This window comes from Pseudonocardia sp. DxW (assembly GCF_058448985.1).
The window spans coordinates 290232-302934 of sequence record NZ_JBZFLK010000004.1; the positions used below are offsets into that span (position 1 = coordinate 290232).

At 74.2% G+C, this 12703-nt stretch carries 12 protein-coding genes; 9 read left to right on the top strand and 3 right to left on the bottom strand.

The window, feature by feature from the left end:
• Positions 1-22: 22 nt before the first annotated feature.
• Complete coding sequence (locus ACVJO7_RS08645; protein ID WP_491672418.1) at positions 23-538, top strand: FxsA family protein; 516 nt, start codon at positions 23-25, stop codon at positions 536-538.
• Between the two features lie 540 nt (positions 539-1078).
• On the opposite strand, the gene ACVJO7_RS08650 is transcribed toward ACVJO7_RS08645, so the two are convergent.
• Complete coding sequence (locus ACVJO7_RS08650) at positions 1079-1837, bottom strand: SDR family NAD(P)-dependent oxidoreductase (RefSeq protein ID WP_491672419.1); 759 nt, start codon at positions 1835-1837, stop codon at positions 1079-1081.
• Between the two features lie 342 nt (positions 1838-2179).
• On the opposite strand from ACVJO7_RS08650, the gene ACVJO7_RS08655 reads away from it, so the two are divergent.
• Together ACVJO7_RS08655 and ACVJO7_RS08660 are read left to right on the top strand one after the other, a co-directional pair.
• A complete protein-coding gene (locus ACVJO7_RS08655) occupies positions 2180-3370 on the top strand; it encodes an ATP-binding protein (protein ID WP_344027477.1) in 1191 nt (396 codons plus the stop codon).
• Between the two features lie 191 nt (positions 3371-3561).
• On the top strand, positions 3562-3882 hold the full coding sequence (locus ACVJO7_RS08660) for a GroES family chaperonin (protein WP_344027476.1): 321 nt from the start codon (positions 3562-3564) through the stop codon (positions 3880-3882).
• Between the two features lie 283 nt (positions 3883-4165).
• On the opposite strand, the gene ACVJO7_RS08665 is transcribed toward ACVJO7_RS08660, so the two are convergent.
• A complete protein-coding gene (locus tag ACVJO7_RS08665) occupies positions 4166-5215 on the bottom strand; it encodes a pentapeptide repeat-containing protein (RefSeq protein ID WP_491672420.1) in 1050 nt (349 codons plus the stop codon).
• Between ACVJO7_RS08665 and ACVJO7_RS08670 the strand changes: the two genes are divergently transcribed.
• Together ACVJO7_RS08670 and ACVJO7_RS08675 are read left to right on the top strand one after the other, a co-directional pair.
• Entirely contained in the window at positions 5195-7093 is a 1899-nt protein-coding gene (locus ACVJO7_RS08670) for a VanW family protein (RefSeq protein ID WP_491672421.1), read from the top strand. The genes ACVJO7_RS08665 and ACVJO7_RS08670 overlap by 21 nt on opposite strands.
• A 96-nt stretch (positions 7094-7189) precedes the next feature.
• A complete protein-coding gene (locus ACVJO7_RS08675) occupies positions 7190-7615 on the top strand; it encodes a CBS domain-containing protein (RefSeq protein WP_491672422.1) in 426 nt (141 codons plus the stop codon).
• Between the two features lie 118 nt (positions 7616-7733).
• On the opposite strand, the gene ACVJO7_RS08680 is transcribed toward ACVJO7_RS08675, so the two are convergent.
• Entirely contained in the window at positions 7734-9581 is a 1848-nt protein-coding gene (locus tag ACVJO7_RS08680; RefSeq protein WP_344027468.1) for an acyl-CoA dehydrogenase, read from the bottom strand.
• 271 nt (positions 9582-9852) lie between these two features.
• On the opposite strand from ACVJO7_RS08680, the gene ACVJO7_RS08685 reads away from it, so the two are divergent.
• The 4 genes from ACVJO7_RS08685 to ACVJO7_RS08700 all read left to right on the top strand — a co-directional run bounded on the left by ACVJO7_RS08685 (position 9853) and on the right by ACVJO7_RS08700 (position 12694).
• Positions 9853-11055: a peptidoglycan recognition protein family protein gene (locus ACVJO7_RS08685; protein WP_491672423.1), complete on the top strand. Its 1203-nt coding sequence runs from the start codon at positions 9853-9855 to the stop codon at positions 11053-11055.
• 81 nt (positions 11056-11136) lie between these two features.
• Positions 11137-11550 carry a hypothetical protein gene (locus tag ACVJO7_RS08690; RefSeq protein WP_344027464.1) on the top strand — a complete coding sequence of 138 codons (414 nt, stop codon included), beginning with the start codon at positions 11137-11139 and terminating at the stop codon, positions 11548-11550.
• A 14-nt stretch (positions 11551-11564) separates the two neighbouring features.
• On the top strand, positions 11565-12452 hold the full coding sequence (locus ACVJO7_RS08695) for a class I SAM-dependent methyltransferase (RefSeq protein ID WP_491672424.1): 888 nt from the start codon (positions 11565-11567) through the stop codon (positions 12450-12452).
• Positions 12389-12694: a Rossmann-fold NAD(P)-binding domain-containing protein gene (locus ACVJO7_RS08700; protein WP_491672467.1), complete on the top strand. Its 306-nt coding sequence runs from the start codon at positions 12389-12391 to the stop codon at positions 12692-12694. Before ACVJO7_RS08695 ends, ACVJO7_RS08700 begins: the two co-directional genes overlap by 64 nt.
• Positions 12695-12703 lie beyond the last annotated feature (9 nt).

Sequence of the window (12703 nt, forward strand, 5' to 3'; positions counted from 1 at the left end):
CGCCGTCGCGCGTTACCAGGACATGCCGTTCGTGCTGCTCTACATCGTGCTCGAGGTGCTGGCGATCGTCGCGCTGGCGTCCTGGATCGGTGCGGGCTGGACCATGCTGGTGCTGCTCGCCGGGTCCGTGCTGGGCCTGCTCCTCGCCCGCCGCGAGGGGATCCGCGCCGCGCGGGCGCTCGGCGCCGCCGTGCAGCGCGGGAAGCTCGCGCACGAGGAGGCCACCGACAGCCTGCTGATCGCGATCGGCGGCGTGCTGCTGTTCCTGCCCGGCCTGATCACCGACCTGCTCGGGCTGGCGCTGGTGTTCCCGCCGACCCGCGCGCTCGCCCGCCGGCGGATGGTCCACGCGGCGGAGCGCGCGGCACCGGGCCTGCGCACCGCACGGATCCGCTACGGCGCGACCGTGGTCGACGGCGAGACGGTGAGCGAGCCGCGGCCGTACCGGCCGACCGGGCAGCCGACGATCACCGGTCCCGCGGCCGGCGGCGGACCGGTGGTCGAGGGCGAGATCGTCGACGACCACCGGCGTGACTGACCGGCGCGACCGACCGGCGGGACTGATCGGCGCGACCGATCGGCGGGACTGATCGGCGTGACCGACCGGATCGGCGGGGCGCCGTCGGGCACCCCGCCGCGCTCACCAGCCGGGCCGGGTGCCGGCGAGCAGATTTCGCAGGCTCTCCAGCCGGCGACGACGCTGCGTATTCGGGCGCATCCGCAACGTCGAGTGGTGCGTCTCGGCGGCACGGTGCCGTCCACGACGTCGGGTCACGGCGCTTCCTTCCGGGGGCGGGAACGGGTGCGACATGGTGTTCGGTCACCATATTCGCTGGTCGCGGCCGGTTCCGGAAGGTCGGCCGGCCGAGGCCACCGGATCGTGACTACAGCAGTGTGATTCAGGTCCCCGCGTCTCACGGACGGTCGGCGCGGTGTCGACCGGGCGACGCCGGACCAGTGGCGACACCCGACCGATCTCACTCTCGGTGATGGGCGGTCCGTCGTGCCGGACGGGCCGGGCACCTGGTCGTCGGCCCGGAGGAGCGGATGAACACCGCCGCGGCCCGAGCCGCGCCGCTCAGCGGGAGCCGCCGTCCAGCCGCAGCACGGCCCCGGTGCAGTACGACGACGCCCGCGATGCCAGGTAGAGCGCCGCACCGGCGATCTCGCCCGGCTCCCCGGCCCGTCCGAGCGCGATGGTCTCGGCCGCCTGCGCGGCGAAGGCATCGAGGTCCCACGCGCGCGAGATGTCGGTGAGGAACGGGCCGGCCTGGATCGCGTTCACCCGCACGGTGCGGCCGAAGGTGTGCGCGAAACCGACGGTCAGGCTGTTCAGCCCGGCCTTCGCCGCGGCGTAGGGCAGCTCGTGCGCGGTCGGCCGGGTGGCGGCGATCGAGCTGACGTTGATGATCGAGCCGCCGCCGTGCGCGGCCATCCGGGCGCCGATCACCGCGGTCAGCCGGAACGGTCCCTTCAGGTTGACCGCGAGCACCTTGTCGTAGAGCGCCTCGGACACGTCCTCCGGGGAGTCGTAGAGCGGCGACATCCCGGCGTTGTTGACCAGCACGTCGATCCGGCCGAACTCGGCGTATGCGCGTTCCACCAGGTGGTCGCAGTCGGCCCAGTCGCCGACGTGGCACGGCACCCCGATCGCGCGGACGCCGTGCCCGGCCGCGATCTCGGCCGCCGCCCGCTCGCAGGCGTCCGGCTTGCGGCCGGCGAGCACGAGATCGGCGCCGTGCGCGGCGAACGTCTCGGCCATGACACGGCCCAGCCCGCGGCTGCCGCCGGTCACCAGCGCGACGGAGCCGGACAGGTCGAACATCGGAGCGGACACGGGATCTCCCGGGGCTCGTCGGGTCGGACGGGGATCGGAGCGGCGCGGCGGCCGGCCGGCGCAGCCGCGCCGCGTCGACGTGCCGGCGGTCCCCGGTCTCGGGCGGCCCGGCGCGTGTCCCCCTCCGGAACGACGCCCAGTGTGGAGCAGGCGGGCCCGCGGGCCCGGCACCGAACCCGGGAATCGGCCCGGAGATCCCACATCTGCGGTACACCGACGGCGTCGGGCCCGGGGCGATGACGAACGCGCGCCGCTGGGCCGGGCGGGTGATCGGCGCCGACACGCCGGGGCGGCGATACCGCCGTCTACGGAATCCGGAAGATCGGCGGATACCGTCGGATCATGGACCCGGTGCGCAACCCGTTCGCCCCCGGCGCCGGGCAGCGCCCGCCCGAGCTGGCCGGCCGGGACCGCGAGGTGGACGCCTTCGAGATCGTCCTGGAGCGGGTCGCCCGGGGCCGGCCGGAGCGCAGCCTGGTGCTCACCGGCCTGCGCGGGGTCGGCAAGACGGTGCTGCTCGGCGAGCTGCGCTCGATGGCGATGCACGCCGGCTGGGGGGCGGGGAAGATCGAGGCGCGGCCGGAGGCCGATCTGCGCCGCCCGCTGTCGGCGGCGCTGCACCGCGCCATCCGCGATCTCGCCGTCCGGCACCGCGCCCCGGAGCGGATCGACGAGGTGCTCGGCGTGCTCAAGGCGTTCGCGCTGCGGTCGTCGCCGGAGGGCACCAAGCTGCGCGACCGCTGGCAGCCGGGTATCGACGTGCCGGTCCGCAACGGCCGGGCCGACTCCGGTGACATCGAGATCGACCTGGTCGAGCTGTTCACCGAGGTGGCCGAGCTGGCGCAGGACGTCGGGTCGGGCATCGCGCTGCTGATCGACGAGATGCAGGACCTGCGCGCCGAGGACGTGTCCGCGCTCTGCGCGGCCTGTCACGAGCTGTCCCAGTCCCGGGTGCCGCTGGTCGTGGTCGGGGCCGGGCTGCCGCACCTGCCCGCGGTGCTGTCGGCGTCGAAGTCGTACTCGGAGCGGCTGTTCAAGTACTCGCGGATCGATCGGCTGGACCGCTCGGACGCCGACTTCGCGCTGCTCGCGCCGGCCGAGCGGGAGGACGCGACGTTCGACCGTGAGGCGCTCGACGACCTGTACCGGCGCTCCGGCGGCTACCCCTACTTCGTCCAGGCGTACGGCAAGGCGGCCTGGGACGCCGCGCCGACCAGCCCGATCGGGGTGCGCGACGTCGCCATGGCCGCACCGGAGGCGGAGGCCGAGCTGGCCGTCGGGTTCTTCGGCTCCCGGTTCGAGCGGGCCACCCCCGCTGAGCGGGAGTACCTGCGTGCGATGGCCGAGCTGACCGACGGCGAGGACCTGCCGGTCGAGACCGCGGCCGTCGCGAAGCACCTGGAGCGGCGGGCGTCGTCCCTGTCGCCGGCCCGGGACAGCCTGATGAAGAAGGGTCTGGTGTTCTCGGCGCAGCGCGGCCAGATCGCCTTCACCGTCCCGCACTTCGGGCGATATCTGCTCGCGAACACATGAGCACTCACCCGTCCGAGTGAAATGAAGTTGCGCCGTAACGCTTCGCCGGTAGGGGACGACATCCCTGGTGAGCCCCGCGGTGCCACCGGACCCCCGACTCGGTCGCACCGCGGGGCGTTCCACGGCCGGGGCCTTCCCCGCGCGCCCGGGCGCTGCCGGGGGCGCCCCGCGCGGCCCGTAGCATCTGCCGGGTGGCCGAGCCCAAACTCGAGATCCAGATGCTTCATGACCGCGTCATGATCAAGGCGATCGAGGGTGCCGGTGAGCGACGGAGCTCGGCCGGAATCGTGATCCCGGCAACCGCACAGGTCGCCAAGCGTCTGGTCTGGGGAGAGGTGGTCGGGGTGGGGCAGCACGTCCGCACGGTGAAGGCCGGCGATCGTGTCCTCCTCGCCGCCGACGACCAGTACGAGGTCGAGATCGGCGGGATCGCCCATCTGGTGATGCGCGAGCGGGACCTGCACGCGGTGGCCAGCGAGGCCGCCCAGTACGGGACCGGTCTCTACCTCTGACCCCTGGTTCCGCGGGCCCGCGCGGGTGCGGAACTGCAGGAACCACGGCAGTGCGGAAAGGAAGTCCGACGTCATGCCCGAGCGTCAGTCCCCGTCCGGTGAGGCCACCGAGCAGCCGGTGACGTCCTCACCGGATCCGGCGACGGGACCTGGTGACGAGGCCGGAGGGGGTCCTGCGACCACGGAGTCGTCCGGCCGGCCGGTGATGCCGGCCCGCCGCCCCTCCCCCCGGCCCGTCCCCGCACCGCAGGCCGACGGAACCGCCCCGGCGGCCGGACGGCCGTCACCGGTCCCGCGCCCCGCGGACCCGGCCGAGGCCGCCGAGCAGGCGCCCGCCGAGTCCGCCGCGGCCCGGTCTGTCGCCGGTCAGGCCGCCGACCCGCAGTCCGAGCCGGACGGCCGTTCCGGCGCCGGAGCGGTTCCGGCCGCCGGGGGCGCGGCCACCGGATCTCCGCGTCCGTCGCCCGCGCCGCGTTCCGGCGGGGCGCCGGGTGCCGGGCAGCCACCGGGCCCCGGGCAGCAGGGTTCCGGGCAGCAGGGTTCCGGGCAGCAGGGTTCCGGGCAGCAGGGCGCCGGTCAGCCGGGTTCCGGGCAGCCGGGCGCCGGGCAGCCGGGTGTTGGGCAGCAGGGTTCCGGTCAGCAGGGCGCCGGGCAGGTCGGCGCGGCTCAGCAGGGTTCCGGACAGCAGGTTTCCGGGCAGCCGGGCGCGGCCCAGCAGGGTGCGGCGCAGGCCCACCAGGGTGCGGCCCAGCCGCAGGCCGCTCCCCAGGGCCAGGCCGGTGCGGCCGCCGCCGGATCGGCTGCGGCGCCGACCACCCCGACGCCGGCCGGTGCCGGCCGGCCGGGCAACGGCCCCCAGGCGGGCTCCACTCCCCCGGCCGAGGCCGGCCGGGCCGACGCACGACCCGAGAGCCGACCCGACGGCCGGCTCGAGAGCCGCCCCGACGGCGCCACCCGCCCCGGACCCGGCCCCCGGCCCGCCGCCGCGGCCGCCGGAGCCGCCGCCGCGGCCGGAGCCACCGCGGCCGGAACCGGTGCCGCCGGAACCGGTGCCGCCGGAACCGGTGCCGCCGGAACCGGTGCCGCCGGGACCGGCGGAGCCGGCGGTGCTGCCGGTGTCGGCGGACCTGCCGGTGCTGCCGGTGCCGGTGGGGCCCAGCAGGCCCCCGGCGACACCGCCGAGCCCGCCGCTCCCGTGCAGCCGGACTCGCCGACCGTCCCCGCCCCCACCCCGCAGTCCGCGGGCGCCCCGACCGTCGAACACCCGCCCGCCCCGACGAGCACCGACCAGGACACCGTCCGGGTCGCGCCGGTGAGCGAGCAGCAGACCCACGTGCTGCCCCGGGTGACGCCCGCGTCGGCGCAGGCCGAGGACGGTTCGGCGGCCCGGACCGAGCAGATCCGCACCGGCGGCGCCGCGGCCTTCGGTGGCGGCACGGCCGCGACCGGTCCGGGTGGCCCCGGCGGGCCCGGTGGGCCGGGCGGGCCCGGTTCCGACGCCGCCGGTTCCGGCGACGGTGACGGTGAGGGCCGCTCCGGCAGCCGCCGCCCGAAGGCGCTGATCGTCGCGGCCGTCGCGCTCGGCCTGCTGGCCGTCGGGTACCTCGGTGATCTCGCGCTGTCCTCGGGCAGCGTCCCGCGCGGCGTCGTCGTCGCCGGGCAGGAGATCGGTGGCATGTCCCGCTCGGCCGCGACCGAGAAGCTGCAGGCCGCGATCGAGCCGCGGTCCACGGCACCGGTCCCGGTGCAGGCCGGTGAGATCCAGAGCGAGATCGACCCGCGGTCCGCCGGCCTGCGGGTGGACTACGAGCGCACCCTCGACGAGGCCGGTGAGCAGCCGCTCAACCCGTTCACCCGGATCGCGTCGTTCTTCGGGAACCGGGACGTTCCGGTCGTCAACACCACCGACGACCGGGCGGTCCGCACCGCGCTCGAGCAGATGGCGCCACTGGTGATGAAGGAGCCGACCGAGGGCTCGGTCCGGTTCGACGGGCTGGAGCCGCAGCCGGTCGAGCCCGAGCCCGGCCAGGAGCTCGACGTCGACGCGGCCGTCGGTGTGGTCGAGCAGCGCTGGGCGGACGGCGAGCCGGTGCAGCTGCCGCTGATCATCGAGCAGCCCGTCACCACGCCCGCCGACGTGCAGCAGGCGATCGAGGAGGTCGCCCGCCCCGCCGTCTCGGGTCCGCTGACCGTCACCGGCGAGGGCGCCAACGCGACCATCCCCCCGGAGCAGATCGCGAGCTCGCTGAGCTTCACCGCGGACCCGGAGGGCGCCGCCAAGCTCAAGCCGGTGATCGCGACCAAGACCCTGGAGGACGCGGCCGCACCGCAGCTGGCCGAGACCGAGCGGCCGGGTGTCGACGCCGAGCTGGACTTCGCGTCCACCCCGCCGCGGGTGGTCCCCTCGGAGGACGGCCGCGGGGTCGACTACGAGGCGACCTTCGCCAACGTCCTGCCGGTGCTCACCGGCGAGGGCCCGCGCGAGGTGCCCGCGGTGTACGCCGAGCAGCCCGCCGAGATCACCACCGCGGACCTGGAGTCCCTGGGCAACGCGGTCGAGATCAGCACCTTCACCACCGGCGGATTCGCGGCCGACTCGGGGCAGAACATCCGGCGCGCCGCCGAGGCGGTGGACGGCCAGATCGTCGCACCGGGCGAGACGTTCAGCCTCAACGCGGTCACCCTGCCGCGCAACGAGGCCAACGGCTACGTCGAGGCGGGCGTGATCGAGGACGGGCACCCCGCGCGCGGCGTCGGCGGCGGTGTCTCCCAGCTCGCGACGACGCTGTACAACGCGTCGTACTTCGCCGGGATGACCGACATCGAGCACAAGGAGCACAGCTACTACATCAGCCGGTACCCGGTGGCCCGCGAGGCGACGGTGTTCAACAACCTGATCGACGTCAAGTTCCGCAACGACGGGCCGACGGCCGTGCTGATCAGGACCAACTGGACGCCCAGCAACGTCACGGTGACCTTCTTCGGCCAGAAGATGTGGGAGGTCGAGTCGGCGACCGGTCCGCGGACCAACCCGACCGAGCCGCAGGTCGTCGACATCCCGGCGGGCGAGGCGTGCAGCCCGAGCAACGGTGCGCCCGGCTTCACCGCCACCGACACCCGGACGATGCGCAACGTGCAGACCGGTGAGACGCAGTCGGAGACGCGGACGGTGAGGTACAACCCTCAGCCGATCGTGCGCTGCGGCGGCTGATCCGGTGATCCCTCGGTCTGGATGCTGACGAGAGGTCCGTCACATTCGTACCCTGATCCCTCGGCCGACGGCGGAGCGAGGGATCGGGGTTACCGGATGCGCATCGGGGACATTCTCAGGACCAAGGGCAGCACGGTCACGACCGTGGCGCCGGACGCGCCGGTGACGGAGGTGCTGCGCTGCATCGCCGAGCAGAACGTCGGCGCCCTGCCCGTGGTCGACGCCGGCCGCCTGGTCGGCATCGTGTCCGAGCGCGACGTCGTCCGCCGGCTGCACCAGCGGGGCAGCGGACTGCTCGACGCCCGGGTGTCCGACGTGATGACCGCGGACGTGGTGACCTGCGGCCCGGACGACGGCGTCGGGGACCTCGGGCGGGTCATGACCGACCGCCGGATCCGGCATCTCCCGGTGGTCGTCGACGGTGAGCTCACCGGGATCGTCTCGATCGGTGACCTGGTGAAGGCACGGATCGACATGCTCGAACAGGAGCGTGAGCAGCTGGAGAGCTACATCGCCCAGTAGCGTGGGGCGCGGCGCCACGAGCGCGCCGATGATCTCCGGCGCCGGCCGCACCGCCGGACATGAGCGGGCCCCGGGCGGGGAGTCCGCGCCCGGGGCCCGTCTCATCGGCGGGGCCGGATCAGAACGCGGCCTCGTCCAGCTCCATCAGCGCGTTGTCCGCGTTGTCGATGATCGCCTTCTCCGAGGTCAGGCGGGGCAGTACGGTCTTGGCGAAGAACGATGCGACGCCGACCTTGCCCTCGTAGAACGCCCGGTCCCGGGCCGGTGTGCCGTCCGTGCCCAGCGCGTCCAGGGCGACCGTCGCCTGCCGGAGCAGCAGCCAGCCGACGAGCAGGTCACCGACCGCCATCAGCAGCCGCACCGTGTGCTGGCCGACCTTGTACAGGTTCGTGACGTCCTCGGCGGAGGCGTACAGGTGCCCGGTCAGCGAGCCGAGCATGCCCTGGACGTCGGTGAGCGCGGTGCGCAGCAGCTCGCGCTCCTCCTTGAGCCTGCCGTTGCCCGCGTCGGAGTCGATGAACGCGGACACCTCCCCCGCGACGTGCGCCAGCGCCTGGCCGTTGTCCCGCACGATCTTGCGGAACAGGAAGTCCAGCGACTGGATCGCGGTGGTGCCCTCGTACAGCGAGTCGATCTTGGCGTCCCGGATGTACTGCTCGATCGCGTAGTCCTGCAGGAAGCCGGAGCCGCCGAGGGTCTGCAGCGACTGGACGAGCTGCTCGGTGGCCCGCTCCGAGCCGACCCCCTTGACGATCGGCAGCAGCAGGTCGTTGACCTTCTCCGCCAGCTCCGTGCTGATCCCTCCGCCGGTACCGCCCTCGTCGCCGAGCCGGATCCGGTCCTGGAACGTCGCGGTGTAGGTGTAGACGGCGCGCAGCCCCTCGGCGTACGCCTTCTGCAGCATCAGGCTGCGCCGGACGTCGGGGTGGTGGGTGATCGTCACCCGCGGCGCGGTCTTGTCCGTCATCCGGGTCAGGTCGGCGCCCTGCACCCGCTCCTTGGCGAAGTCCAGCGCGGTCAGGTAGCCGGCCGACAGCGTGCCGATGGCCTTGGTGCCGACCATCATCCGGGCGTACTCGATGACCTGGAACATCTGGGCGATGCCGTCGTGGACGTCGCCGAGCAGCCAGCCGACCGCGGGCGTGCCGTGCGCGCCGAAGGTCAGCTCGCAGGTGGTGGACGCCTTGAGGCCCATCTTGTGCTCGACGTTCGTCACGAAGGCGCCGTTGCGCTCGCCGGGCTCACCGGTCTCGGTGTCGAAGTGGAACTTCGGCACGAGGAACAGCGACAGGCCCTTGGTACCCGGCTTCGCGCCCTCGGGGCGGGCCAGCACCAGGTGCAGGATGTTCTCGGTGAAGTCCTGCTCGGCCGAGGTGATGAAGCGCTTCACGCCCTCGATGTGCCAGGTGCCGTCGTCCTGCGCGACGGCCTTGGTGCGGCCGGCGCCGACGTCCGACCCGGCGTCCGGCTCGGTCAGCACCATGGTCGCGCCCCAGCCGCGCTCGATCATGAGCTCGGCCCAGCGCTTCTGCTCGTCGTTGCCGTTGCGGTGCACGATGCCGGCGAAGTTCGGCCCGGCCATGTACATGAAGACGGCCGGGTTGGCGCCCAGCATCATCTCGGCGGCGGCCCACTGCACCGACGGCGGGATGCCGTAGCCGCCCAGCTCGGTCGGCAGGCCCAGGCGCCACCACTCGCCGTCCCAGAGGACCTTGTAGGCGTCCTTGAGCTCCTGCGGGGTGCTCACCGAGAACGTCGCCGGGTCGAAGACCGGCGGATTGCGGTCGATCGTGGCGTAGTGCTCCGCGAGCGGGCCGGTGCAGACCGCGGACAGCTCGGTCAGCACGCCCTTGGCGGTGTCGAGATCGACGCCCTCGAACGGCCCGGTGCCGAGGTGGTCCTGCACCCGGAAGACCTCGAAGAGGTTGAACTCGAGGTCGCGCAGGTTGCTCTTGTAGTGGCCCATCAGTCCTTCACCGCCGTTCCTGCCAGGGCCGATCCCATTACCGGCCGGTAACTGCCTCCAGGGTATTACTGGTCGGTAACCAGTGGCAAGGCCGGCTGCCGCCCGGCGCAGCGACACGAGCGAGTGACGCATTCGTCCGGCGTGCCCGACACGTCGATCAGCTGTGATAGCCGAGAATGGCGTGACGCCAGAGACGCAGGGGACGTCCGTGGCGCATGTGACTCAGGGCGACGCCGGTGGTATCGGGTGACGTCCGGAAGGGCGGACGACCATGGGCGAAGCGGAGGGGCGCGCACGCTGGAGCCGGCGCGGTGCGCTGGTCGTCGGAGCTGCTGCGGGGGCCGGTCTGGTGGTGCCGGGCATGGCCGGCCGGGCGCACGCGGCCGAGCCGCCGACCACCGAGCCCGCGCCGCGGCCGGGCCCCGCGACCGTGCCCGGCCCGGACTCCGTGCCCGGACCGCAGGGGATGCCCGGGCCGGCCGCCGGGGCCGGCGGGCTGGCCGAGGCCGTCCGGGCCCCGTACATCGCGCGGTGCTTCGAGTGGGGGGCGCGGAAGCCGAAGTTCCCGCCGAAGATCTGGGACCGGCGGCCGATCCGGATCCTGGTGCACCACACGGCCGGGGCGAACACCACCGACTACAGTGTCGGTGCGGCGCACCGGCTCGCCCGGGGCATCCAGGCGTACCACATGGACAGCAACGGATGGCTGGACTCCGGCCAGCACTTCACGATCTCCCGCGGCGGGCACATCATGGAGGGCAGGCTGTACAGCCTGGGCGAGCTCAACGGCGGCCGCCGCGTCGTCGAGGGCGCGCACAGCCCCGGCCAGAACGTGATCGCGATCGGGATCGAGAACGAGGGCACCTACATCGGCGTCGATCCGACGGCGGCGCTGTGGAACTCGCTGCGCGCCACCTGCGCCTACATCTGCATGAAGTACGGGATCGCGCCGACCGAGCTCTACGGGCACCGCGACTACCGCAACACGATCTGCCCGGGTGACCGGCTCTACGGGATGCTGCCGCGGCTGCGCTCGGAGGTCGCCGGGCTGCTCGGGCGCCGGCTGTCCCGGACCGAGGCGGGCAAGGCGAGCTGGCCGCTGTTGCGCGAGGGGTCCTCCGGCGCGCTGGTCGAGGCGGCGCAGTACCTGCTGCGCGACGCCGGGACGCTGCACGCGAAGCCGGACGGCCGCTACGACGAGCGGACGGTCGAGGCCGTCACCGCGTTCCAGACCGCGCACCGCGCCGACGACGCCAACGGCATCCTCGGCGGGGAGTCCTGGCCGGAGCTCGCGCGCACGGTGCACGCCGGGACCGAGGGCGACGCCGCGCGGGCGGTCGAGGTGCTGGCGGCGTACCGGAAGGTGGAGAGCGTGCCGGACGTCGTCGACCATCCGGTCTGGCAGCGGCTGCTCGGCACCGGCGGAGCGCCGGTGCCGGTCGCGGAGGACCCGCCCGGCGTCCTGGACCGCTGACGCGGGATGGCCGGCGGGGCAGGTAACGACTGGGTGTTTCGGGCGAAATACGGCCGTCTGTCGGGTACCGTCGTCGACGCTATGGACGAGCCTCCGCCACAGGTGCGCCGCGCCGTCGGCTGGTGGGCCGCGGCCGTCGCCACGCAGGTCGCCGCGGTACTGGTCGCAGCGACGACGCCCCCGCGCAGCGGCGTGCTCACCACCACCGCACTCGTCCTGATCATGCTGGCGGTGCCGGCGGCGCTCGCCCACCGGATGCTGGCCGGGCGCGCCCGTGCCCGCACCGGCCTGGTGCTCGCCGGTGCGGTCGGCGCGCTGCTGGCGCTCGTCCCACCCGGGACGCCGTCGCCGTTCACCGCCGCGTCCGGGGTGCCCGCCGTGCTGGCCGGGCTCGGCGTCGGCGCCGCGGTGCTGACCGTGGTGGCGGCACTGGCGTCGTTCACCCCGCGCGTCTCGGACTACCTGGCCGTCCCGGGGGCACCCACCAACGGGTGAACTAGTCTCGCCGGGTGCTCAACCGCTGCCCCGCGTGCGACGCCCCCGCCGCCGAGCCGTTCTTCTCGGTGACCGGACTCCCGGTGCACGGGACGGCGGTGCTGGCCGATCCGGCGTCGGCCCGCGCCGTGTCGGTCGGCGACCAGGTGCTGGTGCTGTGCGAGCACTGCGGGACCGTGTTCAACCGCGACTTCGCCCCGGAGCTGCTCGACTACTCCGGCGACCACGAGGAGTCCCAGCACCACTCGCCCCGGTTCGCCGCCTACGCCGAGCAGATCGCCGCCGACTGGGTGGCGCGGTTCGGGCTGGCCGGCGCGCACGTCGTCGAGGTCGGCTGCGGGTCCGGCGACTTCGCGGCCGAGCTGCTCCGGGCCGGCGCCGGCCGGGTGACGGGGATCGACCCGCACTTCGTCCCGGAGCGGGTCCGCCCGGAGCTCGCCGGCCGGCTCACCGCGGTCCCGGCCGAGTTCGCCCGCGACCAGGTCGAGCCGGGCACCGCCGCGCTGGTCTGCCGGCACACCCTGGAGCACATCCCGGCGCTGGCCGGGTTCGGCGCGGAGCTGCACGCCGGGCTCCGCCGCGGCGGCGGTCGCGCGCTGCTCGCCGAGGCTGCTCCTACTTCACCCCGGCGACGCTGCGCACCTTCCTGCTCGGCGCCGGATTCGCCGATCCGGCGACCCGGCTCACCTACGCCGACCAGTACGTCGTCGCCGAGGCGGGCCCGGACGGCACGCCCGGCCCGGCGGCCCTCGCACCGCAGCTGCTCGACCGGCTCCGCACCGCCTGCCTCGACTTCGCGGCCCGGGTCGGCGACCAGGTCGGACGCTGGCGGTCCTGGCTGGGCGAGCGGGCGTCCGCGGGGGACGAGATCGTCGTCTGGGGCGGCGGGGCGAAGGGACTGACCTTCCTCAACGTCGTCGAGGGCGGGGGTGCCGGCCCGGGTGCGGTGCGCGGCGTCGTCGACATCAACCCGGGCCTGCAGGGCCGCTTCATGGGTGGTCTCGGCCTGCCGATCCGCGCGCCGAAGGACCTGCTCGACTCGCCGCCGCGCGCGGCGCTGCTGATGAACCCGGTCTACACCGGCGAGGTCAGGTCCACCCTGGACGGGCTCGGGCTGGGCAGCACCGAGCTGCTCGCCGTGTAGCGGCGTCGC

Coding starts and splice junctions, on each gene's coding strand:
- ACVJO7_RS08645 (WP_491672418.1), top strand. CDS start 23: ATGCCGTTCGTGCTGCTCTACATCGTGCTCGAGGTGCTGGCGATCGTC.
- ACVJO7_RS08655 (WP_344027477.1), top strand. CDS start 2,180: ATGGACCCGGTGCGCAACCCGTTCGCCCCCGGCGCCGGGCAGCGCCCG.
- ACVJO7_RS08675 (WP_491672422.1), top strand. CDS start 7,190: ATGCGCATCGGGGACATTCTCAGGACCAAGGGCAGCACGGTCACGACC.
- ACVJO7_RS08680 (WP_344027468.1), bottom strand. CDS start 9,581: ATGGGCCACTACAAGAGCAACCTGCGCGACCTCGAGTTCAACCTCTTC.
- ACVJO7_RS08685 (WP_491672423.1), top strand. CDS start 9,853: ATGGGCGAAGCGGAGGGGCGCGCACGCTGGAGCCGGCGCGGTGCGCTG.
- ACVJO7_RS08690 (WP_344027464.1), top strand. CDS start 11,137: ATGGACGAGCCTCCGCCACAGGTGCGCCGCGCCGTCGGCTGGTGGGCC.